Below are 21,700 nucleotides of genomic sequence, written 5' to 3' on the forward strand. Positions count from 1 at the left end.
AGATAGTCTAGATGGAAGCTCATAATGGTAAATGTATTAGTATGTACATTTTACACCATAAACTCAGGAGAGCCGTTCCTTATCCCTCAACTGTTCGTAAGCCAAATCTGGCATAGTTGCCCGGTCATGGCTTAACACAATGCGATCGTTCTGGGCCGCCCAGTTGAGAATTGTTGGATCGTCAGCTTCTCGCAAACCAACATCCTGAACGCGAAGCAAGTCAAGGTCTGGCTGACGCAGGAAAAGCCCTCGAACAATATCGCCATTAAAATTTTCATCGCTCAACAGCCGCAGCATAGTTAATCCTCAAGATTGTTTTTGGGCTAACAAGCGCGATCGAATAACGCCCAGATCGGGTTGAATGCCTAACAAACGCTGATGGACGGAATCTGCTAATTGCTCGCGATAATTGAGATAAGCTTCTACTGCTTCTTGGTGTCGGAGATAATAGCCGATCGCACTATAGACATCGGACAATGACAGAGTTGAATAACGCTGCACAATAGATTCCGGCGACGCACCATCCTGAAAAGCTCGAATCACCAATTCCAGCAAAACTCTTGAGTTTCCCACCCGAATAGCACCTGTTGCATCTTCTCGGAAAGGAGGCGCTTCAACTTCCAAAACAAGATTCATCTATTAATATCCCCCCAAATTACGAGCGTATTTTTTCACTCTCCTCTTAAGATTATATAGCAGAAGGAAGAAGGTTTTCTCTTCCTTCTTCCCTGTTCCTTATATCCGTTACATCCGTTACAAAATCCGTTGCCGAACTTTTCTCTTCCCTCAAACTACGATCGCATCGCCTGTTTTTGCTCAGCCTTCAAATCGCGGTTGCTAGCAGCAGCCAACTCCGCATCCAACAGCGTCTTACCAGTCGCCGCCAAATACACATCATCCAAACTCGGCCGAGATTGAGCAATCCCAAAAGTAGGAAGTCCCGCATTTTTTAAAGCTTGCTGAATAGTCACCAGCGCATCGCTTTGCGGTGTTACTACTAAATTGAGAGAATTTCCTTGAGCCGTGTTGACAATTACTTCCTGCACAAAAGGCAAAGATTGCATCAGTTTTTTAGCTTTTTCAGCTTCTTCGATCGGCGAAAACTCCCGAATCCGCAGAGTCACCCGATCGCCCCCAACCCGATTTTTCAACTCCTCCGGCGTCCCCTCAGCAATCACCGTACCCTTGTCAATAATCGCCACGCGATCGGCCAAAGCATCAACTTCTTCGAGATAGTGACTCGTAATCAAAACCGTCGTACCTTCTTCCCGCAAGCGCCGCAGGAAATCCCACACTACCACCCGACTTTCAATATCGAGCCCGACAGTCGGTTCGTCTAACACCAAAACATCCGGCTGGTGAAGCAATCCAGCAGCTAAGTCGAGGCGTTTGCGGATACCGCCGGAATAAGTGCCCGTCTTTTTATTTTCCCACTCCTCCAAACCGAGGAGTTTCACCATTTCGTCAATCCGCCCTTTAATCGTAGGGCGCGGCAAATGGTAAAGCGCTGCTTGCAGTTGCAGGAGTTCCCGCCCCGTCAGCACCTTATCGAGAGCCACTTCTTGGGCGACGTAGCCGAGTCTTTGTCTGGCAATTCTCGGCTGACTGACAGCAGAAATGCCAGACACTTCAATGCGTCCGCTATCGGGCGCACTCAAAGTACAAAGTACCCGCAGGGTTGTGGTTTTGCCTGCACCGTTGGGGCCTAGCAAACCAAATATTTCCCCCGGTTCTACCTTGAAGGAAACATCTTTAACGGCTTCTACAGTGCCGTAGCGTTTCTGAAGATTTTCAATTAAAACGGCGGGAGCCATATATTTTGGGGATGAACTGGTTGTTAATATTTTGACACTTCTGAGCTCAAATTGCCGGAATGGTCGATCGACTAATGCGACTGGCTGTGCTGGTAACGATCGCACACTCCTCCTCAACCGGAAACTGCTTATAATTTTGATTCTTAATATCAGTTTAATAAATATTAACTTTATAGCGGTTTTCAACCCTGATCTTCATCAGTTTTCCCACTCTCCAATGTCCCCTCTCAAATCCAAAAAATTATGAGTCTTGAGTTAATTATAACTTTTCAGTTAACAACTCAAAACTCATAAGTTTTCAACAAGTAGAGATGCACCCGAAACCTGTTATTTTTTAATTATCTCTACCTATAGGCAGATGTGTAGCGAGATTTTGATAATTAACACACTGGTCAAACACATCACACTTTCGAGGCAACTATTAAACACAAAAAACTTCCCTACTTGGCAAGTTCTACTTGTAACGAGTTCCCAAAAAATGTAACTGTAGGACCGTGATCTCAACCCCGATAGTTATGAGTAATTACCAATTCTTTAATCGAAAATGGTGTTAAATCTCCTACAGAGAGTGGCTGCCACGTCTTTAATCGACAATTTTTACCCAACCGCGACGAACGTTGTACAGCAGTCGGTTGATGATGGCATACTCATCTTCATTCAGTGTTCTTTCTAAGAGTGCAGATCTGAGCTGTCTCCGGTCGTGGCGAGTCACGACGCTGGAGAACATGACCTGACCAAATAACTCTTCAAGTGTCATTTGGGATACTGACATGATAAACCTCCTAGTTGATTGAGACAGATAAAATTTTAACAGGCTTGTTGTTTTTGTATTATGCACTCTGAGAGCGACTTCAAAGGCGATCGAACACATTGACAATGTGTGATTTTTTGGTTAAAAATCTGTGACCAAGACTTTGATGCCAAGTGACTTGGATCTCTTAACTTTGTGATGCTTGTCACTGAAGTCAGAAGTCAGAAATCAGAAGTCAGAGGGAAAAAGACCATCAAGCACGATCGCCCTCAACAACTCTCCATCCCGTCCTCACCGCTTCTCAACCTTATTTTTCCCTAGGTCAATTTTCCAGCTAATTGAGGCATCGGTCAATAGTCGCCACAACCGACTCGGCCAACTCTTTCAGCGCGTAACCCCCCTCCAAACCAAAAGCTATGCGGCGGGTGAGTTGCAGGCAGTATCCGGTGAAAGTACCGAAATCTGACGGCATCAGAGTCATGCTCGCCAGCGGATCAGACGCAGTAGCGTCATAACCAGCGCTGACAATCAACAAATCCGGTTCAAATTTTGACAAAAAAGGCACGACAAGAGATTCAAAGGCGCTCAGGTATTCAGCTATGCCGCTGCCGGGATAGAGGGGAATGTTCAGCACGTTGTCGTAGGCACCGCGCTCCTCGGCATCTCCAGTTCCCGGATAGCACGGAGATTGATGCAGGGAACAGTAGGCAATTTGGCGGCAGCTTTCCACCAAAGATTGAGTGCCGTTGCCGTGGTGCACGTCCCAGTCGAGGATGGCGACGCGGTTGATTCCCGGCTGTTCCAAGGCGTAGTGAGCGGCGATCGCAGCATTGGAAAACAAGCAAAAACCCATCGCGCGGGCGTTTTCGGCGTGGTGTCCCGGCGGTCTGGCCAGCACAAAAGCCGGTTCCCCCGCAGCCACCACTCGATCGACCCCATCGAGCCAAGCACTCGCCGCTAGCAGCGCTACATCGTAACTTTCTGCTGAAATCGGCGTATCACCGTCGAGGTAGCCACCTCCCCGATGAGCCAAATGTTCGACTTCTTTGATGTATCTTTGCGAGTGAACTTTTTTGATAGCCGAGAACAGTTGTTGTTCGCGCTGCGCCACTGGGGTGGGCAGTTGCCACTCAATTTGAGCCGCCCAAGGAGCAGCTTTCAGAGCGTTGACGATCGCCGTTAAACGTTCTGGTCGCTCTGGGTGAAGCATTCCAGTCTTGTGTAGCAAGAAATCTTCGGAGTAGATGACGGGTAGCATCGGCTGATTTTAGATTTTAGATTTTAGATTTTAGATTTTTAGTTTGCTTTAAGAAGGCCTTCGGTTTTGTGAAATTACAATTGCGATCGGGAAACCCTTTTATTTTTTTAGATAACCCTCAAAAAACTCACCAAAGCATGAAAGCCTTCCCCCTAAAAAACCATTTCTAGCTTTTGCCAATTGATGACTAAATCACCAACTGCCAACTTACGAATTTCCCTTGTTTCGCCCATTAATTTTTCTGGCAACTTTCCCATAAATTCAAAGGCAAATTGTGATATAATTTCAGGAGTAATTTGCAATATTTGGCAGCTCTACTGAATCCAAACCGATTTTATCGCATTTTTGAGATTTATAGCGGTCAAATTTAAATTTTTAACGGAGTTTTTCAACCTATGAGTATCTCTGAGTCGCGGATAATCCCGACGGATCTGGGTAATGAGATGTCCCGATCGTACTTGGAATACGCCATGAGCGTAATTGTCGGTCGGGCGCTACCAGATGCCAGGGACGGTCTCAAGCCCGTTCACCGACGCATTCTCTACGCCATGAACGAATTGGGCTTGACTCCCGATCGACCTTTCCGCAAATGCGCCCGCGTCGTGGGGGAGGTGCTGGGCAAGTATCACCCGCACGGAGATACAGCGGTTTACGACGCCCTGGTGCGGATGGCTCAGGATTTCTCCATGCGGGAACGCCTGATCAACGGCCACGGCAACTTCGGCTCCGTTGACAACGACCCGCCCGCTGCCATGCGGTACACCGAATGTCGCCTCACAGCTTTGACTAGCGACTCCATGCTGCGCGACATCGACTCGGAAACAGTTGATTTTGGCGACAACTTCGACGGTTCCCAGCAAGAACCCCTCGTACTCCCGGCACGCATCCCCCAAATTTTGCTCAACGGTTCATCGGGGATTGCTGTAGGGATGGCCACCAACATTCCGCCGCACAATTTAGGCGAAATAATTGACGGTTTAGTAGCACTAATTCACAATCCAGCAATTACTGACCTGGAATTGATGCAGTACATCCCCGGCCCGGACTTCCCCACCGGAGGGCAAATTCTGGGTAGAGGCGGCATTCGCGATGCTTACACCACCGGGCGGGGTTCGATTACAATGCGCGGAGTCGCTGGCATTGAAACCATCGAACATCCTGGCCGCCCCGACAAAGAAGCAATTATTATCACCGAATTGCCTTACCAAACAAACAAGGCAGCGCTAATTGAGAAAATTGCCGAACTTGTCAACGACAAAAGATTAGATGGAATTTCCGACATTCGCGACGAAAGCGATAGAGACGGAATGCGGATCGTCATCGAACTCAAGCGCGACGCCTATCCCCGCGTCGTCCTCAACAACCTCTACAAACAAACACCCCTCCAAGCCAACTTTGGAGCCAATATGTTAGCGCTAGTAAATGGGGAACCCCAACTACTTACGCTCTCCCAATTCCTCAATGTCTTCCTAGACTTCCGCATTGAGACAATTACTCGCCGGACTCAATACGAGCTCCGCAAAGCAGAAGAACGCGACCACCTTCTGCAAGGCTTATTAATTGCCCTAGACAACTTAGATGCAATTATTCACCTAATTCGCGCCGCAGCCGACTCCGCCGCAGCCAAACAAGAATTGATAGATAATTACGGTCTTTCAGAACAGCAATCCGACGCAATTCTGCAAATGCAGTTACGGCGTTTGACAGCATTGGAAGCGCAAAAAATTCAGCAAGAACACGAAGAATTGCGAGCAAAAATCGCCGATTTGGAAGATATCTTAGCGCGTCGGGAACGCATCTTAGAAATTGCCGAATTTGAAGCAGTCGAAATCCAAACCAAAATCGCCACTCCTAGACGCAGTGTGATCGAACACGCCGAAGGAGAAATCGATGAAAGAGATTTAATTGCCAACGAACAAGCAATTATTCTGATCACAGAACAAGGCTACATCAAGCGGATGCCGGTCAGCACTTTCGAGGCCCAAAGTCGCGCTACTCGCGGCAAAGCAGGCGCGAAAATGAAAGAAGACGACGGAGTAGAACATTTCCTTTCCTGCTGCGATCACGATAGCGTTTTGTTCTTCAGCGACAGGGGCGTAGTTTACTCTGTAAAAGCTTATCAAATCCCCGTCTGTTCCCGGACGGCCCGCGGCACTCCCGTGGTGCAACTGCTGCCGATTCCTATAGAAGAAAAAATCACTTCTATGGTGTCAGTCACAGAATTCACCAGCGAAGAATACTTGGTCATGCTGACTCGCGGCGGCTACATCAAGAAAACCGCACTTTCCGCTTTTGGTAACATCCGCACTAATGGATTAATCGCGATTTCTCTAGAAGAAGGCGACCAACTGCGCTGGGTACGGAGAGCAAAAGTTGGTGACAGCATCATCATCGGTACGCGCCAAGGGATGGCAATTCATTTCCGCACTAATCACGAACAGTTGCGCCCAGTCGGCCGCGCGACGCGGGGTGTAAAATCGATGAAATTGCGATCGGGCGATGAGTTGATTAGCATGGACATTTTGCCCAGTTCAATTGTTGCGGAAATTGCTGAACTGGAAACGGAAGATTCGGAATTTGAGGGAGCTAATATTGCTCAATTAGAAACTGGCGAATCGGAATTTGAAGGAGCAGAAATTGCTGAATTGGACACTGAAGATGCGGAAGTGGAAGATGAAGAATTAGAACTGCAAGCCGAGGAAATTGAAGGCGAAGATGTCGAAGAAATTTCGGCAGTTAGCAGCGAAGTTCCTTCAGTGTTGGTAATCACCACCAACGGCTACGGCAAGCGGGTTCCAGTTTCTCAATTCCGCCTACAAAGACGGGCTGGCAAGGGATTGACTGCTACTAAATTTAAGTCGAAAAAGGGTAAGGATCAGGTAGCTGCGCTGCGAATTGTCAACGAAGATGACGAATTGATGATCATTACCAACCGAGGTATTATTATCCGTCAGGCTGTGAGTGCAATTTCTACTCAATCGCGCACAGCAACGGGTGTGCGGGTGCAGCGGTTAGATGAGGATGATTCGATCGTAGCTGTGGCTTTAGTGCCGCCTGCTGGTGAAGAATCGGCCGAAGAATCGGAATCTGAGGAAGTGGCAGAATAGTCATAGGTTAATAGTTTGTAAGGTGCGCGCTGCGTACCTTACTGCTGAATGGTAAAAATGCGATCGCCCCTACTCTGAAGTTTTCCCTCAAAAGTCAAAGATTTTTTCCGGTGAGGTAATGATGAGTCAACTCCAAACCCAACTACTAACTGATACCTGGGTTACAGCGACTTGGGATGAATATATAGAAATTATTAAACAGCCGGAGTACGATCGAGCAAAATGCTACTACTACAACGGACAGTTGAGGATTGAAAGGGCAGCAGTCGGGGCTGATCATGCTGATGACAACGGAATTATCGTCATCTTAATCAATTTATTTGGTATTGCTAAAGGTATAAAAATGAGACTGCTGGTCAACTGTAGCTACGCCAAAACGGGTGTCCGAGGCGCTCAACCTGATGCTTCTTACTACATCGGAGACCGGGTACAAACGGCACCTCGCGGCAGTTCGGTAGTGAATTTGGATAGCGCAGTTTCCCCTGATTTAGCGATTGAAATTGCCGACAGTTCTCTCGTTGACGATTTGGGTACTAAAAGAATGATTTATGAAGAATTAGGAGTGTCTGAATATTGGGTAGTAGACGTACAAAAAGCGCAAGTTATTGCTTTCAAAATAATTGCTAACCGGGGAAGCGAACGGCTGACGGAATCTCAAGTTTTGCCGGGGCTAAAAGTTGCTTTATTAGAGGAAGGTTTGCGCCGCAGTCGCCAGACAGACAATACAGAAGTAGGCAACTGGTTTTTAGAGGAAGTTCGTGAGAATTGTCAATAGTGCGATCGACTGTATTCTTTTTTTTAACTGGAGGCTAGAAACCCGGTTTCTACGAGTTTTGCGAACAGGAACGAGGAATATAGGAAGAAACCGGGTTTCTGAGGTTTGCGTGTGTCCAGGACACGACAATGCCATGCCCGACGCTTGAATCGTTGACAATCGATCCGATAATTGCTATAGCATAATATAATCAAAAAGTTAATAGCAAAAGTCGGTAAAAATGCCTTATTTAACAGCAGCAAACGACATCAAAGCACTCATCGCTAAATTTTCTCAAGCTAAAATTCTGTGGGTGGATACAGAAATCGCTGACTATAAATCCAACCCCAGATTATCTCTGATTCAGGTGTTAGCTGACTCCACAGATTCCACGGGAGATGCCACTTTTCTACTAGATGTCTTGGATCAACCAGAATTGGCAAAAGATTTCATCAACCAAATCATGGTCAATCCAAATATTGAAAAAGTTTTGCACAACGCCAGCTATGACATCAGATTTATGGGCAATGACGACGCTCAAAATGTCACCTGCACATTGCAAATGGCGAGAAAGATTCCAGCTTACATTCTGCCCTTACCTAATCGACAACTCAAAACTTTAATAGAAACACTTTGCGGCATTGCTTATGTAGATAAAACAGAACAAAGCGGCGATTGGGCAAAGCGTCCCCTCACCCAGAAGCAGCTAGAATATGCCAAGATGGACGCGGTTTATTTAGCTGGAGTGCATCGCCGCCTGCTAGAAATCCTTGCCCAATGTTACCCCGAACCGGCAACGGAAAACTTAACTGCATTGGGCGAAAAATATCAGGAAATAGAATCTCGGTGGAAGCCACTAGACTCAGAAATTTCTGAAGTCAAAGAACGATTTAAAGCGGGGATGATGGCGCAAAAGCTTAAAGATAGTTCTTATTTTGAGCTTTCCAGTTCGATAACGATGAAAGTAGATTTTATGACGCTGGCAAGACTGACGCAAACTGAGGGAATTGAGTTAAATTTTCCAGTGACGCTGACGAAAGAAATTCAAAAACAGTTAGGCCAACTCATCGCCGATCCATCTTTAGAAGTTGAGGAGATTGCTAGTAGGCGCTTGAATTCCAACCTACAGCAACGGCGGAAATCTACTAAGAAAGTTGTACCGGAACCGGAGAGTGAGGATTTAACAGCATTGGGGGAAAGGTACAAAGAAATTTTGGCTGAATGGAAGTTGCTGGATTCTGAAGTTGAGCATCTGAAAGAGCGGATTAAAAAAGCAATGTTGGTGCAAAATCAGGAAAATACTCCCCATTTTAACTTATCTAGTTCCTCGATTTTGAAGGTAGATTTTGCTAGCTTAGCAAAACTTGCCCTATCTGTGGGAGTTGAGTTAGATTTTATGGTGACGCTGACTCAATACATCCAAAAGCGGTTAGGGGATGCGCTTAACAAAATTGATGTGCAAATTGAGTATATTACCAGTTGGCGAATGACGGCGAAGACTGTGGAAGATGAAGAGGAAGAAATTCCGTTTTAATTAACGTCAGTTCTGGTTAAGCAGAAGGAGGCAAAACCCAATCAAACCCAAGAGAGTGCTTCTTAGGTTGATGGCAATAGGCAATTAAACCACACAAAACATTCGCACAGAGGCGTTGCTTAATCAGGGTATGAAAAAATAAGTTTAAAATCCAGAAACTGTGTCGAAAATGGTTTCTATGACTTGCCTATTTTGCCTTGCATACCGTAAATCAGCAACGCCTATTTTCCTTTTATTCGGATCTTAATCAAGTCTTGTTCACCGCTGACCTTTTCCATCCACTCGACGGTATTGCCGGAGCAGTCGTTGGTCTCGCGTATGTAGTCTGCTACGGTGACAGAAATGTCAACGAGAGAACCTATTCTTCGCTGCTCAGCGACCGGTCATTTGCTCCAGCTTTTCAGGGTACCGAGACCCTTGCACCGCGATCTTGGAGGCGGCGTCATCGATGTCACGCACATCGTCAGATGTGAGTTCGACGGAGACTGCCCCAATGTTTTCATCCAAGCGATGCAGCTTCGTAGTGCCTGGGATTGGAACAATCCACGGTTTCTGGGCTAGCAGCCAGGCGATCGCGATTTGAGCCGGTGTTGCCTGCTTCCGTTCTGCAATACTACCGAGCAGATCAATCAAGGCTTGATTCGCCTTGAGAGCCTCCGGCGTGAAGCGAGGCAGGGTGCTGCGGAAGTCGGAACTGTCGAAGGTCGCGTTTTCGTCGATCTTGCCGGTGAGGAAGCCTTTTCCCAGCGGGCTGTACGGGACAAGTCCGATGCCAAGTTCCTCAAGGGTCGGTATCACTTCCGCTTCAGGCTTTCTCCACCACAGCGAGTATTCGCTCTGAAGAGCCGTGACTGGCACAACGGCATGGGCGCGCCGAATCGTTTGCACGCCTGCTTCAGAGAGTCCAAAGTGCTTCACCTTACCTTCCTGAATCAGTTCCTTCACTGCTCCTGCCACGTCTTCGATCGGCACGTTCGGATCGACCCGGTGCTGATAGAGAAGGTCGATCGCCTCCACCTTGAGCCGCTTGAGCGAACCCTCCACGGCTTCTTTGATGTGTTCCGGTCGGCTATTGAGTCCGGGTGAACCCTTCATGCCACGAGGATCGGAATTCGGACTGATGTCGAACCCAAATTTAGTAGCAATGACCACTTGCCCGCGGAAGGGAGCGAGGGCTTCACCCACCAACTCTTCGTTTAAGTACGGGCCGTAGACTTCGGCAGTGTCAAAGAATGTTATTCCGCGATCGACGGCGGCCGCCAGAAGAGCGGTCATCTCCTGCGTGTCTTTGGGCGAACCGTAGCCAAAGCTCATTCCCATGCAGCCGAGCCCGATCGCCGAGACTTCCAGATTACTGTTTCCAAGTTTGCGCTTTTGCATTTTTTGAACTCCTGTCTTTGAATTAAAGGTCGAAACTGTCTTACTTCACGCTCAGGGTTGTTATTGCTTGGATGGTTTCATGTTCAGCAAAGTAGGTTTGGAACGTTCAGGGCTTCGGGGGCGCTTCTACACCCGAAAAAACCAGCACTGCGTCTGGCAGACGTGCCCCACGAATCTCGATCGCCGAAACAGATCGGTTCATTTCGGCGAGTTCGGCAGGCGTGAATCGAATGGCTGCCGCGCCGATGTTCTCGATCATGTGCGGCATCTGTGTCGTGCCGGGAATGGGGACGATCCACGGCTTCTGTGCCAAGAGCCACGCCAGCGCGATTTGAGCAGGAGTGGCTTGTTTCCGCTCAGCCCAGGTTTTGACTAATTCCACGATCGCCAGGTTGTGCGGCAGATTTTCGGGCGAGAACCGGGACTCAACGCCGCGAATGTCACCAGGAGCGAACCGCGTCTGGGCGTCAATGGCACCTGTCAGAAAACCCACACCAAGCGGACTCCAAGGAACAAAGCCGATGCCCAGTTCCTGGCAGAGAGGGATTACCTCTTCTTCCGGCCCACGCCACAGCATCGAATATTCGTTCTGAACGGCGCTTACGGGCAACTCGGCATGAGCGCGGCGTAACGTTTTCAGCCCCATCTCGGACAGACCCCAGTGCAGAACCTTGCCTTGCGCCATCAACTCCTTGACTGCGCCGGCGACATCTTCAATTGGAACCTGTGGGTCAACTCGGTGCTGGTAGAGAAGATCGATGCGATCGGTGCGGAGGCGCTTGAGCATACCATCGACTACCCGCTTGATGTGTTCCGGGCGGCTGTTGAGTCCCGGACGGCGCTCACCGGTTTCTTGATCGATGTTCCAGCCGAACTTGGTTGCGATCGCGACCCGATCTCGGAACGGAGCCACGCCTTCGCCCAAGATTCGTTCCACCTCATGCGGCCCGTAAGCCTCCGCCGCGTCGTAAAAGGTGACGCCCCGGTCAAAGGCTGTCCGAATGATGTTGAACATCTCAGACCGGGTGGGGATGGTCTGTTGATAGGTGCGGCTCATGTTTTGGACGCCAATGCCAACGGCAGAGACTTCCAGGGTACCAAGCTTGCGGCGTCCCTCAATCGTGGGCGACGACTCTCCGTCAGCGGGGCGATCCGCCGGACCAGACTGTGCACTGGCGGACATACGACTCAATAACGAGGCTGCGGCTAAGCCTACCCCTGCACCAAGAAATGTGCGGCGACCAGGCAGCGCGGGGCCGTGTTTTCCATTTCGACCTTTTCGGTTTTGCATGATTTTTCCTTTAAGGGCAATTACGGTCAAGATTCCACCGTAGGCAAGGTAGGAGGGCCAGAGATGGAGAAGTTACGCCCCGATCGCCGTTTCGGGTGGCACTTTGATTTCGAGCGCTGCTGCGAAGCGCAGATCGCAAAAACCCCGTCGCTGAATGCCTCCAAACGGTTAGTATCCACACTCACCTCCTCTGCGAGTAACGATTGCCAAATTTGCGCTTCTGTATGGTTGCTCCTTCTAGAATCTGCCTCAATTATTCAGATTTGAGAGATGCCATATCGATGCAGAAGCGGTACTTCACGTCAGATTTGAGCAGGCGATCGTAGGCTTCGTTGACCTTCTGGATGGGGATAACTTCAACATCCGCAGTGATATTATGTTCGCCACAAAAGTCCAGCATTTCCTGGGTTTCCGCAATGCCGCCGATGTTAGAGCCGGAGAGACTGCGCCGCCCCATAATCAGGCTGAATGCCGCAACCTCCAGAGGATTCTCCGGTGCGCCAACCAGAGTGATGTTACCGTCGAGGCGGAGCAGGTTGAGATAGGCGTTGATGTCGTGCTTGGCGGAAACGGTATCAAGGATGAAATCGAAGCTACCAGCGTGCTTTTGCATTTCGTCGGCATTGCTGGAGACCACGACCTCGTGGGCACCGAGGCGGAGCGCATCTTCCGTCTTACCGGGCGAGGTGGTGAAGACGACGACATGAGCGCCGAAGGCACGAGCAAACTTCACGCCCATGTGTCCCAATCCTCCCAGACCGACCACGCCAACTTTCTTGCCCTCGGTGACACCCCAGTGGCGCAGGGGCGAGTAGGTGGTGATCCCGGCGCAGAGGAGCGGCGCAACCCCAGCGAGATCGAGGTTATCTGGAACGCGCAGAACGAAGCGTTCATCGACGACGACGCTATCAGAGTAGCCACCATAGGTGACGGTCGCAGTCTTGTGCTTGTCTGGGGAGTTGTAGGTGAGGGTCAGGTTCGGGCAGAACTGTTCAAGATTAGCTTTGCACTGGGGACAGGTTCCATCCGAATCAACCATGCAGCCAACTCCTGCCAGATCGCCTGGCTTGTACTTCGTCACTGCCGGGCCAACCTGGGTGATACGTCCCACCATTTCATGACCGGGAACGATCGGGTAGACCGTGCCACCGCCCCATTCGTTTCGCACCATGTGAAGATCGGAATGGCAGATGCCACAGAAGAGGATTTCGATCTGAACGTCATGTTCGGTTAGGTCGCGCCGTGCGATCGTGTCAGAGGCTAATGGTGATGTTGCACTAGCTGCGGAATAAGCTTTGGCGTTGTACATGAATTGATGCTCCTATTGATTTACATTTGGTGTCTGCTACTGCTGTCGCTGACCTGCGATATGACTAATCGCCCTTGGCGCTGAAGGTAGCGATCGCGACAATGCTTTGTTGTCGTGCGTTTAATGTCGTGCGTTTAGGGTTCGATCGCGTTAGCGGCGATCACTGCACCGTTTGGCCGCCATCGATGACCATAGCGTGGCCGATCATGAAGGCAGCCGCATCGGAGCACAGCCAGATGACGGCCGCAGCGATCTCTTCGGGCGTGCCCATCCGTCCGACCGGCTCCTCTGCAATGACCTTCGCACGCCCCTCGTCCGTGTCGCCGGTGAAGCGACCCATCATCGGGGTGTCGATGTAGCCGGGACAGACAGCGTTGACGCGGATGTTCTGCGCGGCGTAGTCGAGGGCCGTTGCCTTGGTCAGTCCGATCACGCCATGTTTTGCGGCGGTGTACGCGGGGCTGCCCTTGATACCGATGATTCCCGCGCCGGAGGATGTGTTAACGATCGCGCCGCGTCCCTGCTTTAGAATCAGCGGGATCTCGTGCTTCATGCACAGGAAAACGCCACGGAGGTTGATGTCGATAATCCGGTTCCACTCCTCCTCCTCGTACTCTGCGGTCGGAGCCGCCTTCCTCGGCTCGATGCCCGCGTTGTTGAAGGCAAAGTCCAGCCGCCCGAAGGCCTCAACGGTCTTGTCCAGGGCCGCCTTCACCTCCTCGGTTCGCGTTACATCGCACCTGACGGCGATCGCCCGACCGCCCAGTTCTTCGATCGTGCGTGCCGTTTCTTGATTGCCCTGTTCTGAAACATCAGCAGCCACCACGCTGGCACCCTCACGGGCAAACGCCAGCGCCGTAGCTCGACCAATGCCACTCGCTGCTCCGGTGACGAAAACGACTTTGCCGATAAAGTTTCCATTCGATTGTGTTGACATATTTTTCTCCTCCTAGTTGCTCGCTTACTTGTTGAGGTGCTGATTGAAAAAGGACGCAAGCTTGTCCCACGGGATAAGGTTCACCCGATCGTACAAATCGACGTGCCCGGCCCCTGGAAGAATGTAAAGTTCCTTTGGTTCGGCTGCGCGCTTGTAAGCATCTTCACTGAACTCTCTGGAGTGTGCATCTGCACCCGTGATGAAGAACATAGGACGAGGCGAAATCGTCTCAATGTCATCAAACGGGTAAAAGTTCATGAATTTAACGTTACTGGTAAGCGTCGGGTGGGTTGTCAGTTTCGGCGACGAACCTTTGGGAGTGTATTCGCCCCTGGGAGTGCGGTAGAAGTCATAGAACTCACGCTCAATAGCAGTGGACTTCTCATTCAGTTCATGTACAGTCCCGCTTGTGTATTTGGTCTCGCCGCCCGTGAACTCCGCATAGCGTTGCTCGGCCGCCTCTGCGATGACTTTCTTTCTCTGTTCGAGGGTCGTAGAATGCCTCAGCCCGTTACGATTGGCCGCACCCATGTCGTACATACTGACCGTCGCAATGGCCTTCATGCGCGGGTCGATCTTGGCGGCGCTGATGACGAAGCTGCCGCTGCCGCAAATCCCAAGAACGCCAATCCGTTCTCTGCCAACGAATGGTCGGGTGCCCAGAAAATCCACCGCAGCACTGAAATCCTCGGCATAAATATCCGGCGCAACAACGTTGCGGGTCTGCCCCTCACTCTCGCCCCAGAAGGACAAATCGAGGGACAAGGTGACGAATCCCTGTTCAGCCAGTTTTTGGGCGTACAGATTCGAGCTTTGTTCTTTGACTGCGCCCATTGGATGCCCGACAATAATTGCCGGATTCTTAGCATTCTGATTCAAGGTTTTGGGAATGAAGAGATTTCCGGCAACCTTCATGTTGTATTGGTTTTTGAACGTAACCTTCTGCATAGTCACCTTGTCACTCTTATAGAAGTTGTCCGCCCCCTCGACTACAACAGACTGCTGCACGGGTGCTTGGGATATCTTAGAGGCGCGCGTTTTGTCGATCGCAACTGCTGCTGTCGTCGCACCGATTGCACTTATCAAGAGGGTTAGTATCAGGTGTTTCATTAGAGTTCTCCAAATGTGTGGATTGGTTAGCTGTTGTAGAGGATGGATACTCCTATCGATTTACATTGAGTGTCCGGTATTGCTCGTCACTGACCTGTTCCAGCCAGTCCACGACCTTGCCGTTGAGTTGTTCGTGAAGGGCGATATGCGTCATGGCTGTAGTGGCTGTAGCTCCGTGCCAGTGCTTCACTCCCGGCGGAATCGAAACCACATCACCGGGTCTGATTTCCTGAATTTGTCCACCCCATTGCTGGACATAGCCAACCCCAGCCGTCACGATGAGCGTTTGTCCTAATGGGTGGGTATGCCACGCAGTTCGCGCTCCAGGCTCAAAGGTGACACTGGCACTACCCGTGCGGGCTGGACTTTGGGCTGAGAATAGGGGGTCAATGCGGACGGAACCTGTAAAGTTTTCGGCAGGCCCTCTGGTGGAAGGCTGCGAACCGTTTCGTCTAACCTCTACAAGTTGTGTGTTATTGCTGGATGGGGCTTGTGTTTGTACCACAGGAGAGAAGCCCAAAGCAAGCAGAGAAGATGACACGATCGCGATCGCAAGCAGTTTCATTTTTATCTCCTTTGACGTTTCTACTAAATTCGCTCGATTGTCACTTCTACAGAACCAGGGACATTAAATGCTTCTACGCCAGCATCGATCTTGCCGATCGTGATGATGCCTGGGTCAGGGATTTCCTGTCCGTCGCGGCGATAATAAATAGCCACATCAGAACTGGGAGACCAGTAAATGATGTCTCCAACTTCATAGGTTTTGGTTCGCTCTCCCTCCTGGGAAATCGCTCTCGGCAGGTGGGCAAACTTTTCTCTGCCAAACAAATCGTTCATCGTCAGCGTTAACGGCAGCAGGGAAATAAAATCTCGTGTGGTTGGGTTGTCGATTAACGTGGCTGTAACGATTTTGTCTCCGACTTTGATGTTGATCTGCATACTGTTTGCCTGCTGGGTTGATATTTCAGTCGGCATCTGCGACGAGGCGTTGCTAGGCATACTGTTATCGGTATGGCAGGCTGAGTAACTTAGGGACATCACCAAAGCGATCGCTAGAATCAGCATTCTCCTGCCGCAGTTTCTTCGCTGCATGACAAACCATTTCAGATGTATCAAGATCCTCTTCATGAGTTTTCTCTTGAATAAAAATCCAGACTCTTGCGGGAAGCCTGAATGCCATTTCATTGCTTTAACCTCATTCTAGAAATCTTGAAAGGCAAGCAATAGGATGATTGTCTAGAATGGTTGTACAATCCTGCAAACTTGCACTGATTTCTATTCAAGCCACGCTAGATTCTTATACAGGCTTAGCTGCCAAACCCTTGTCTTTACCTTGATGTGTCTATAAATCTATCTGAACAGGCATAAGAAATGAACGCTGCAAAAACGAGTGAAAAGTCCGGTAGAGCCTTGATGAATGACTTTCAGACAAAGCGCGAGGCAGACCGATCGCAAGCCAACCGAGAGGAACTAACGGAGCGAATTGCCCAAGCGATTCGTCAAGATGGAGCGATCGAACCGCTGAAAGGATTGCACTTCTACCGCTCCTCTTCCCCTGGGGAATGCTTTCATAGTGTCTCTATTCCTGCCTTTTGTGCGATCGCTCAGGGCTGCAAAGAAGTGCTTTTGGGCTGCGATCGCTATCAGTACGATCCGATGCACTATCTGTTGGGGACGGTCGAACTGCCGATTGCCAGTCGCATTTTAGAAGCAACCCAGGAAAAACCGTACCTGGGTCTTCGTTTCGATCTTGACCCTACCCTAGTTGGCTCAGCCATGGTTGAGGCAGGCTATCCCTCTGCACAACGGGGTGCCAGTGTCAAAGCGATCGATGTCAGTCCGTTAGATGCAAATCTGTTAGATGCTGTCGTGCGGCTCGTCAGGCTGCTCGATTCCCCTGCTGAAGCGTATATGCTTGCACCCCTGATTAAGCGGGAGATTATCTATCGGCTCCTCATGGGAGAACAAGGTGGCCGACTCTGTCATATTGCAGTTTTGGGTGGCTACACTCACCAAATTGCTAGAGCAGTCGATCGACTTCGTAAAGACTTTAACCAGCCGCTTCGGATTGAAAGCATCGCACGAGAGCTGGGAATGAGTGTATCGAGCTTCCACCATCACTTCAAGTCTGTCACTGCCATGAGTCCCTTGCAGTTCCAGAAGCAACTGCGACTGCAGGAAGCTCGCCGTCTGATGTTGGGGCAAAACCTTGACGCTACCAGTGCTGCCTACCGTGTGGGTTATGACGATTCTTCGCACTTCAACCGAGAGTACAAGCGACTCTTTGGTATACCGCCGATGCGCGATATGGAGCGGCTGCGAGAAGCTGCTAGGGAGATTGCGAGTTCAACTTGACATCCTCAAGATGCCCTAATCTTGCTATAAATCGCTAAAACGCAGTTATAGTTCCCGCAATCGTATAGATAGAAAATCATCTTGCGATCGCTCTGTTAATAATTTCCATAAACTGATGCAGTAAAGCAGTCAACTCTCAGCAAACTCTCCGGCGTGGAATCGATCGCGCTTTAAATAAAAATATTTAACCAAGGTGGGCAAATAATGCCCACCCTCCCTAATTCCTACTTCCCTACCGTGAAATACTCATTCTTAGCATACACGCTAATAATGCAGTCTCCCACTTCAAAAAACATCCCCTCTTGCTCATCTTTAGAAAATTGCAAGTTGCCGTATTTAGAATTAATTTCCTCAGCAGTCGCCGCTTTTGCCTCCATTTCATCCGGGATAAGTCCGGTAGAACCGATATAGAAAACCAGCGGTGAAACTTTTTCCCTGTACACTTTTTCAGCATAAGCTTCCAGTAGCTCATTCGCATTAGCTAAAGCAGCGACAAACTCCTCTCGCTTGACATCTTCTCCCTGCCATTTCGCTTGCAAAAGGCGCAGCAAACTATCTGCACCAACTTTGGCTAAAGTAGTGCTAACAATTCCGTTATCCTCCAACCCCAAAAACTCATCGAAAATCAGTTTCATCAAGTCGTCAACTTTGGTGATTTTTGTTCTGGATGACAGCGTTTTGTGGGCGAAGACAACAGGCTCATCTAACGTGATGTCAAATGTCGGTTTTGCTAGCTTTTCGCCCGTGTTTTGGTGGTAAACTTCATAAAGGCGATCGAGAAATTTGTTGGCAGAGTGCAATTTGCCGAAGTTGAGGATGTTTTTGCTGCCGATGTCGATTTTGTAGCTGACTCGCGAATCTACTGAACCGTTGGCGATCGCACTTTTTAAATCTGTGTATTCCGTCGTCGTCGGAAAGTTGATGTAAAGGCTTTTTGACAGATAATGCTGTTTCAATTCTTCCAATTGTTCCGCAGTGTAAGCCTCGGATTCCTCCTTCAAATGAGCCGAGAGAATGCTAGAGAGAATTTTGATTTTTGCGAGTTCCTCAAACACTCCGTCAAGGCTGCTGTAACGCCCGTAAAAAGGCACTAGAGGCAAAGTCTCTAACTTAATATCGTACTCTGAACGGAAGTCAAATTCTTGCACAGGCGAACCGTCTTTTTCAAGGATACCGCATTTGTTGAGCAAATTAAACACTGGTTTGCTGCTGATTTTGGTTCGCAGCGACTTAATATTAACTTCGCCGTCGCTGACAATGGTATAATTGTTGAAAGTATTGAGGTCTGTAACTAGAATTCCCGCCACTTCTGCGATTAAAGTTCCATCCTCAACTTTTACCAGCTTAGCTTTTCGGGTAATCAGCATATTGATGGTAGCGGTATTTTGATTGATGGCAAATGAACCCATTTGCACGTATTCGCCACCATCTAAGAATTCTGTTTTCAGCCAAGGCTTGACAAGGTTGCCGTTTTCGTCTCGCTTTCCCTCAATTCGCTTCAAACCTTTTCGCTGATAATTTTCTTGCAAGTGTTTCAAGTTGATGATGATGCTGTTGCTGTTTTCCTCCAATATCTTGATTAACTCCAGCAGGGAAATTTTATCGCTGACTTTTACCCGATCGCCAATTTCATGATTTGTCAACACATCAGGCGCAAAAACAGCCTGTTCCAAATCTTCCGTAAACTCGGCTATTTGGGCATTTGTCAAAGCTTTAGCGTGTTTTTCGGTCAAAGTAGCGTCGAAGGTGCTCGCCAGCGCATACTTAGCCGTATTTAAATTGCCGTCAGCGAGGTTAGCTTTCGCAAAAGCAAACACCGACTCATCAGTTTGAGCAACGGGAACATCTAGTTTGTCATACTCATCTTTGGCGACTTTCTGATATTTGTAAAAAAGTCCCCGATCGTCTGCTTTCAGCCCGCAGATTTTCAGCGTGCTCGATGAACCGTTGATTTTCTTGCCACTTTTGGAAACAAAAACTTGATAATCATATTCCTTAATTAACGGTTCTTCCAGCGGCGGTGCAACGGAACTACCTAACAGTTTTGTGCTATCGTAAAGAGCATCATAAACCATTTTGACTTCGCCAGCGCGGATGCAATTTCCCGATAATGTGTTGGCGATTTTGGAGAGAAGTTTGAAGTCAGCAGAGGCATAGGATATCGTGTTGGCAAACACATCCATGTCTTTGAGTTCTTCGCAAATTTCCCCTAGTTTTGCAGATTCCGAATTGGGACTGGGGTCATTTGCATAGCCGTCTGTGTGCAAATTGATCGCTGTCATTTCTCCCGCTTTAACCAGAGATTTAGCGATTTGCATCGACTGCGATATGCAGGTACTGCCAGCCGTGTGGATTTTTTGAATTTCTTTGATGTATTGAGAGTCAAGCTTCAGCACTTCTTGAATGGGAATTCGCTGGAAATGACAAATTACGTCCCCATTGCCAGCATAGGAAATCAAGCTGACAATTAGCTGGTAATTGTTGTATTCGTCTAAGGTCAAAAGCTTGATTAGGGTTTCTTTCAGTGGTTTTAAGTCATAATACATTGAGCCGGAACGGTCAATGATGATGATGCTGTGAGCGACGGATTTTTCTGGGATATCACCGGGCTTTCTTTCTAAATTAATGCGATCGACTAAATAGAATGCCTTTGCGTTTCCGGCAAAATTGTAGAGGGTAAACTTGGTGCGAGTATTGGAGGCTGCTTGGCTGCTGGAACTTTTGACTTGAGATGATTGTTTTGCTTGCCGTGCCATAGTTTTCACCTATGTTGATTTTTTCCTCAACTTTATCATGACACGCGCTTCTGTGGATGTCAAGGCCTGTGTGGAAAATTATCTGCGAAGCTGAATAAGCATTAATATTTAGCGCTGCGGTGCCAGGGAAAACTGCGGCGGTAAGGTAAAGGTGGGCTTTTTTGGCAAAAGTAGTGGATCTGCGTAAATATTTAGTAAAGATTTAGTAAATCATGCTTTATTTAGAAAATCCGCTGCTCAAACTTTATCTAAATCTAATCGGATGGGTGACGTTGGGATTTTTTCTCGGCCGCCTGCTACCGAGAAGCTATTCTACATATTTAGCCAAGTTTCTTTTCTTCTTTGGCACGCCATTGAGCATTGTTGGTTTCATCCGTAGCGCCAATTTGTCTGGCGCTATTTGGATGGCGCCGCTGACAGCTTGGGCGGCAATTCTAGCAGGTGGAGGACTCGCTGGGATTTTGATAGTTTTCGGTGTCGGCGACGAACGTTTCAAGACTCTTCATCCGATCGCCCAAAATACCTCTGAACACACCAGCGCTTGGAGTTTGCCCACTCAAGGCAGCTTCTTATTGGCAACGATGGTGGGTAATACGGGTTTTTTAGGCATTCCCGTCACCTTGTCCTTATTAGGCTCGGAACACTTTGCCTGGGCGTTATTTTATGACTTGCTAGGCACTACCATGGGACTCAATATACTGGGAGTTGCTATTGCTTCTCACTGCGGTAAAAGCGATCGCCCTCAGAGTTGGTTAACACCCCTGCAGGCAATTTTTATGAATCCGGCACTGTGGGCTTTTGGTTTAGGATTTGTCTCGCGAAGCTTACCGCTGTCGGCACCAATCGAAGAATTGTTAACAACAGGTGCTTGGACTATAATTACTTTAGCTTTAATTACGATCGGGATGCAGTTGAGCAAGTTGAATTCCTTGCACAACCTCAAACAAGTTTTGGCTTGTCTGGCGATTAAAATGCTGTTAATTCCCTTGGTAATTGGCACGGGATTAACGTTTTTGGGGATCGCGGGCGCGCCGCGACTTGTGCTAGTGCTGCAAATGGCAATGCCTCCTGCTTTTGGTACTACATTGCTGGCAGAAGCTTTCAATCTCGATCGCGAATTAGCCGTAACTGCGATCGGCATCGGCTGCGTTAGTTTATTATTCACGATTCCCCTATGGATGAGGCTATTTAATTTTTAATAAAAATAGGTCTGCTTCACTTTGAAAAATACTTAATTTAAGTGATCCCCATCACAAATATTGATGGTTAATGTCATATTAATTTAATAATTACTGGACTGGGAAACTGTATTGGCTTCTGTTAATGTGGAAATAGCCTGCG

Annotated in this window: 20 protein-coding genes; 6 read left to right on the forward strand and 14 right to left on the reverse strand. The window is 48.8% G+C overall.

Features of this window, described 5'->3' with window-relative positions; translation table 11 throughout:
- Positions 1-63 precede the first annotated feature (63 nt).
- The 6 genes from Q5691_RS18395 to Q5691_RS18420 form a co-directional block, all read right to left on the reverse strand.
- The gene (locus Q5691_RS18395; protein WP_333346165.1) at positions 64-297 is read right to left on the reverse strand and encodes a DUF5615 family PIN-like protein; all 234 of its coding nucleotides are present in this window, start codon (positions 295-297) and stop codon (positions 64-66) included.
- 9 nt (positions 298-306) lie between these two features.
- On the reverse strand, positions 307-636 hold the full coding sequence (locus tag Q5691_RS18400) for a DUF433 domain-containing protein (RefSeq protein ID WP_333346168.1): 330 nt from the start codon (positions 634-636) through the stop codon (positions 307-309).
- 155 nt (positions 637-791) lie between these two features.
- Positions 792-1,814, reverse strand: a complete 1,023-nt coding sequence (locus tag Q5691_RS18405; protein WP_333209614.1) for an ATP-binding cassette domain-containing protein — start codon at positions 1,812-1,814, stop codon at positions 792-794.
- 583 nt (positions 1,815-2,397) lie between these two features.
- Positions 2,398-2,586 (reverse strand): hypothetical protein, encoded by a 189-nt coding sequence (locus tag Q5691_RS18410; protein WP_015175516.1) that lies wholly within the window; start codon positions 2,584-2,586, stop codon positions 2,398-2,400.
- 313 nt (positions 2,587-2,899) lie between these two features.
- Entirely contained in the window at positions 2,900-3,823 is a 924-nt protein-coding gene (locus Q5691_RS18415; RefSeq protein WP_333209539.1) for a histone deacetylase, read from the reverse strand.
- Between the two features lie 152 nt (positions 3,824-3,975).
- Positions 3,976-4,125 carry a hypothetical protein gene (locus tag Q5691_RS18420; RefSeq protein WP_333209537.1) on the reverse strand — a complete coding sequence of 50 codons (150 nt, stop codon included), beginning with the start codon at positions 4,123-4,125 and terminating at the stop codon, positions 3,976-3,978.
- A 93-nt stretch (positions 4,126-4,218) separates the two neighbouring features.
- Between Q5691_RS18420 and gyrA the strand changes: the two genes are divergently transcribed.
- The 3 genes from gyrA to Q5691_RS18435 all read left to right on the forward strand — a co-directional run bounded on the left by gyrA (position 4,219) and on the right by Q5691_RS18435 (position 9,218).
- Positions 4,219-6,930 (forward strand): DNA gyrase subunit A, encoded by a 2,712-nt coding sequence (gene gyrA / locus Q5691_RS18425; RefSeq protein ID WP_333209536.1) that lies wholly within the window; start codon positions 4,219-4,221, stop codon positions 6,928-6,930.
- Between the two features lie 118 nt (positions 6,931-7,048).
- A complete protein-coding gene (locus Q5691_RS18430) occupies positions 7,049-7,705 on the forward strand; it encodes a Uma2 family endonuclease (RefSeq protein ID WP_333209534.1) in 657 nt (218 codons plus the stop codon).
- A gap of 220 nt (positions 7,706-7,925) precedes the next feature.
- On the forward strand, positions 7,926-9,218 hold the full coding sequence (locus Q5691_RS18435; protein ID WP_333209533.1) for a ribonuclease D: 1,293 nt from the start codon (positions 7,926-7,928) through the stop codon (positions 9,216-9,218).
- Positions 9,219-9,590: 372 nt separating this feature from the next.
- Here the strand turns inward: Q5691_RS18435 and Q5691_RS18440 are convergent, their stop codons facing one another.
- Together Q5691_RS18440 and Q5691_RS18445 are read right to left on the reverse strand one after the other, a co-directional pair.
- Positions 9,591-10,598: an aldo/keto reductase gene (locus Q5691_RS18440; RefSeq protein WP_333346171.1), complete on the reverse strand. Its 1,008-nt coding sequence runs from the start codon at positions 10,596-10,598 to the stop codon at positions 9,591-9,593.
- A gap of 106 nt (positions 10,599-10,704) precedes the next feature.
- Entirely contained in the window at positions 10,705-11,718 is a 1,014-nt protein-coding gene (locus Q5691_RS18445) for an aldo/keto reductase (RefSeq protein WP_333346206.1), read from the reverse strand.
- 138 nt (positions 11,719-11,856) lie between these two features.
- Here Q5691_RS18445 and Q5691_RS18450 point away from each other — a divergent pair, with 138 nt between their 5' ends.
- Positions 11,857-12,156 carry a hypothetical protein gene (locus Q5691_RS18450; protein ID WP_333346211.1) on the forward strand — a complete coding sequence of 100 codons (300 nt, stop codon included), beginning with the start codon at positions 11,857-11,859 and terminating at the stop codon, positions 12,154-12,156.
- On the opposite strand, the gene Q5691_RS18455 is transcribed toward Q5691_RS18450, so the two are convergent.
- The 5 genes from Q5691_RS18455 to Q5691_RS18475 all read right to left on the reverse strand — a co-directional run bounded on the left by Q5691_RS18455 (position 12,143) and on the right by Q5691_RS18475 (position 16,340).
- Positions 12,143-13,198: an NAD(P)-dependent alcohol dehydrogenase gene (locus Q5691_RS18455; RefSeq protein WP_333346173.1), complete on the reverse strand. Its 1,056-nt coding sequence runs from the start codon at positions 13,196-13,198 to the stop codon at positions 12,143-12,145. The genes Q5691_RS18450 and Q5691_RS18455 overlap by 14 nt on opposite strands.
- 160 nt (positions 13,199-13,358) lie before the next feature.
- A complete protein-coding gene (locus Q5691_RS18460) occupies positions 13,359-14,135 on the reverse strand; it encodes an SDR family oxidoreductase (protein WP_333346175.1) in 777 nt (258 codons plus the stop codon).
- Between the two features lie 24 nt (positions 14,136-14,159).
- On the reverse strand, positions 14,160-15,245 hold the full coding sequence (locus Q5691_RS18465) for an alpha/beta hydrolase (protein ID WP_333209522.1): 1,086 nt from the start codon (positions 15,243-15,245) through the stop codon (positions 14,160-14,162).
- A 52-nt stretch (positions 15,246-15,297) separates the two neighbouring features.
- A complete protein-coding gene (locus tag Q5691_RS18470) occupies positions 15,298-15,810 on the reverse strand; it encodes a (R)-mandelonitrile lyase (RefSeq protein WP_333346178.1) in 513 nt (170 codons plus the stop codon).
- Positions 15,811-15,833: 23 nt separating this feature from the next.
- Complete coding sequence (locus tag Q5691_RS18475) at positions 15,834-16,340, reverse strand: cyclophilin-like fold protein (RefSeq protein ID WP_333346181.1); 507 nt, start codon at positions 16,338-16,340, stop codon at positions 15,834-15,836.
- A 279-nt stretch (positions 16,341-16,619) separates the two neighbouring features.
- Here Q5691_RS18475 and Q5691_RS18480 point away from each other — a divergent pair, with 279 nt between their 5' ends.
- Positions 16,620-17,603 carry an AraC family transcriptional regulator gene (locus Q5691_RS18480; protein ID WP_333346184.1) on the forward strand — a complete coding sequence of 328 codons (984 nt, stop codon included), beginning with the start codon at positions 16,620-16,622 and terminating at the stop codon, positions 17,601-17,603.
- Positions 17,604-17,827: 224 nt separating this feature from the next.
- Here Q5691_RS18480 and Q5691_RS18485 read toward each other — a convergent pair whose 3' ends face one another.
- Entirely contained in the window at positions 17,828-20,359 is a 2,532-nt protein-coding gene (locus Q5691_RS18485; RefSeq protein WP_333346208.1) for a VWA domain-containing protein, read from the reverse strand.
- A gap of 212 nt (positions 20,360-20,571) precedes the next feature.
- Between Q5691_RS18485 and Q5691_RS18490 the strand changes: the two genes are divergently transcribed.
- The gene (locus Q5691_RS18490; RefSeq protein WP_333346187.1) at positions 20,572-21,558 is read left to right on the forward strand and encodes an AEC family transporter; all 987 of its coding nucleotides are present in this window, start codon (positions 20,572-20,574) and stop codon (positions 21,556-21,558) included.
- The last annotated feature ends 142 nt before the right edge of the window (positions 21,559-21,700 follow it).

The organism is Microcoleus sp. w1-18aA5, assembly GCF_036701705.1.
Taxonomy (GTDB): Bacteria; Cyanobacteriota; Cyanobacteriia; order Cyanobacteriales; family Microcoleaceae; genus Microcoleus.

Coding starts and splice junctions, on each gene's coding strand:
- Q5691_RS18405 (WP_333209614.1), bottom strand. CDS start 1,814: ATGGCTCCCGCCGTTTTAATTGAAAATCTTCAGAAACGCTACGGCACT.
- Q5691_RS18470 (WP_333346178.1), bottom strand. CDS start 15,810: ATGAAACTGCTTGCGATCGCGATCGTGTCATCTTCTCTGCTTGCTTTG.
- Q5691_RS18410 (WP_015175516.1), bottom strand. CDS start 2,586: ATGTCAGTATCCCAAATGACACTTGAAGAGTTATTTGGTCAGGTCATG.
- Q5691_RS18480 (WP_333346184.1), top strand. CDS start 16,620: ATGAACGCTGCAAAAACGAGTGAAAAGTCCGGTAGAGCCTTGATGAAT.
- Q5691_RS18460 (WP_333346175.1), bottom strand. CDS start 14,135: ATGTCAACACAATCGAATGGAAACTTTATCGGCAAAGTCGTTTTCGTC.
- Q5691_RS18395 (WP_333346165.1), bottom strand. CDS start 297: ATGCTGCGGCTGTTGAGCGATGAAAATTTTAATGGCGATATTGTTCGA.
- gyrA (WP_333209536.1), top strand. CDS start 4,219: ATGAGTATCTCTGAGTCGCGGATAATCCCGACGGATCTGGGTAATGAG.
- Q5691_RS18400 (WP_333346168.1), bottom strand. CDS start 636: ATGAATCTTGTTTTGGAAGTTGAAGCGCCTCCTTTCCGAGAAGATGCA.
- Q5691_RS18415 (WP_333209539.1), bottom strand. CDS start 3,823: ATGCTACCCGTCATCTACTCCGAAGATTTCTTGCTACACAAGACTGGA.
- Q5691_RS18490 (WP_333346187.1), top strand. CDS start 20,572: ATGCTTTATTTAGAAAATCCGCTGCTCAAACTTTATCTAAATCTAATC.
- Q5691_RS18455 (WP_333346173.1), bottom strand. CDS start 13,198: ATGTACAACGCCAAAGCTTATTCCGCAGCTAGTGCAACATCACCATTA.
- Q5691_RS18430 (WP_333209534.1), top strand. CDS start 7,049: ATGATGAGTCAACTCCAAACCCAACTACTAACTGATACCTGGGTTACA.
- Q5691_RS18465 (WP_333209522.1), bottom strand. CDS start 15,245: ATGAAACACCTGATACTAACCCTCTTGATAAGTGCAATCGGTGCGACG.
- Q5691_RS18440 (WP_333346171.1), bottom strand. CDS start 10,598: ATGCAAAAGCGCAAACTTGGAAACAGTAATCTGGAAGTCTCGGCGATC.
- Q5691_RS18485 (WP_333346208.1), bottom strand. CDS start 20,359: ATGGCACGGCAAGCAAAACAATCATCTCAAGTCAAAAGTTCCAGCAGC.
- Q5691_RS18435 (WP_333209533.1), top strand. CDS start 7,926: ATGCCTTATTTAACAGCAGCAAACGACATCAAAGCACTCATCGCTAAA.
- Q5691_RS18475 (WP_333346181.1), bottom strand. CDS start 16,340: ATGCAGCGAAGAAACTGCGGCAGGAGAATGCTGATTCTAGCGATCGCT.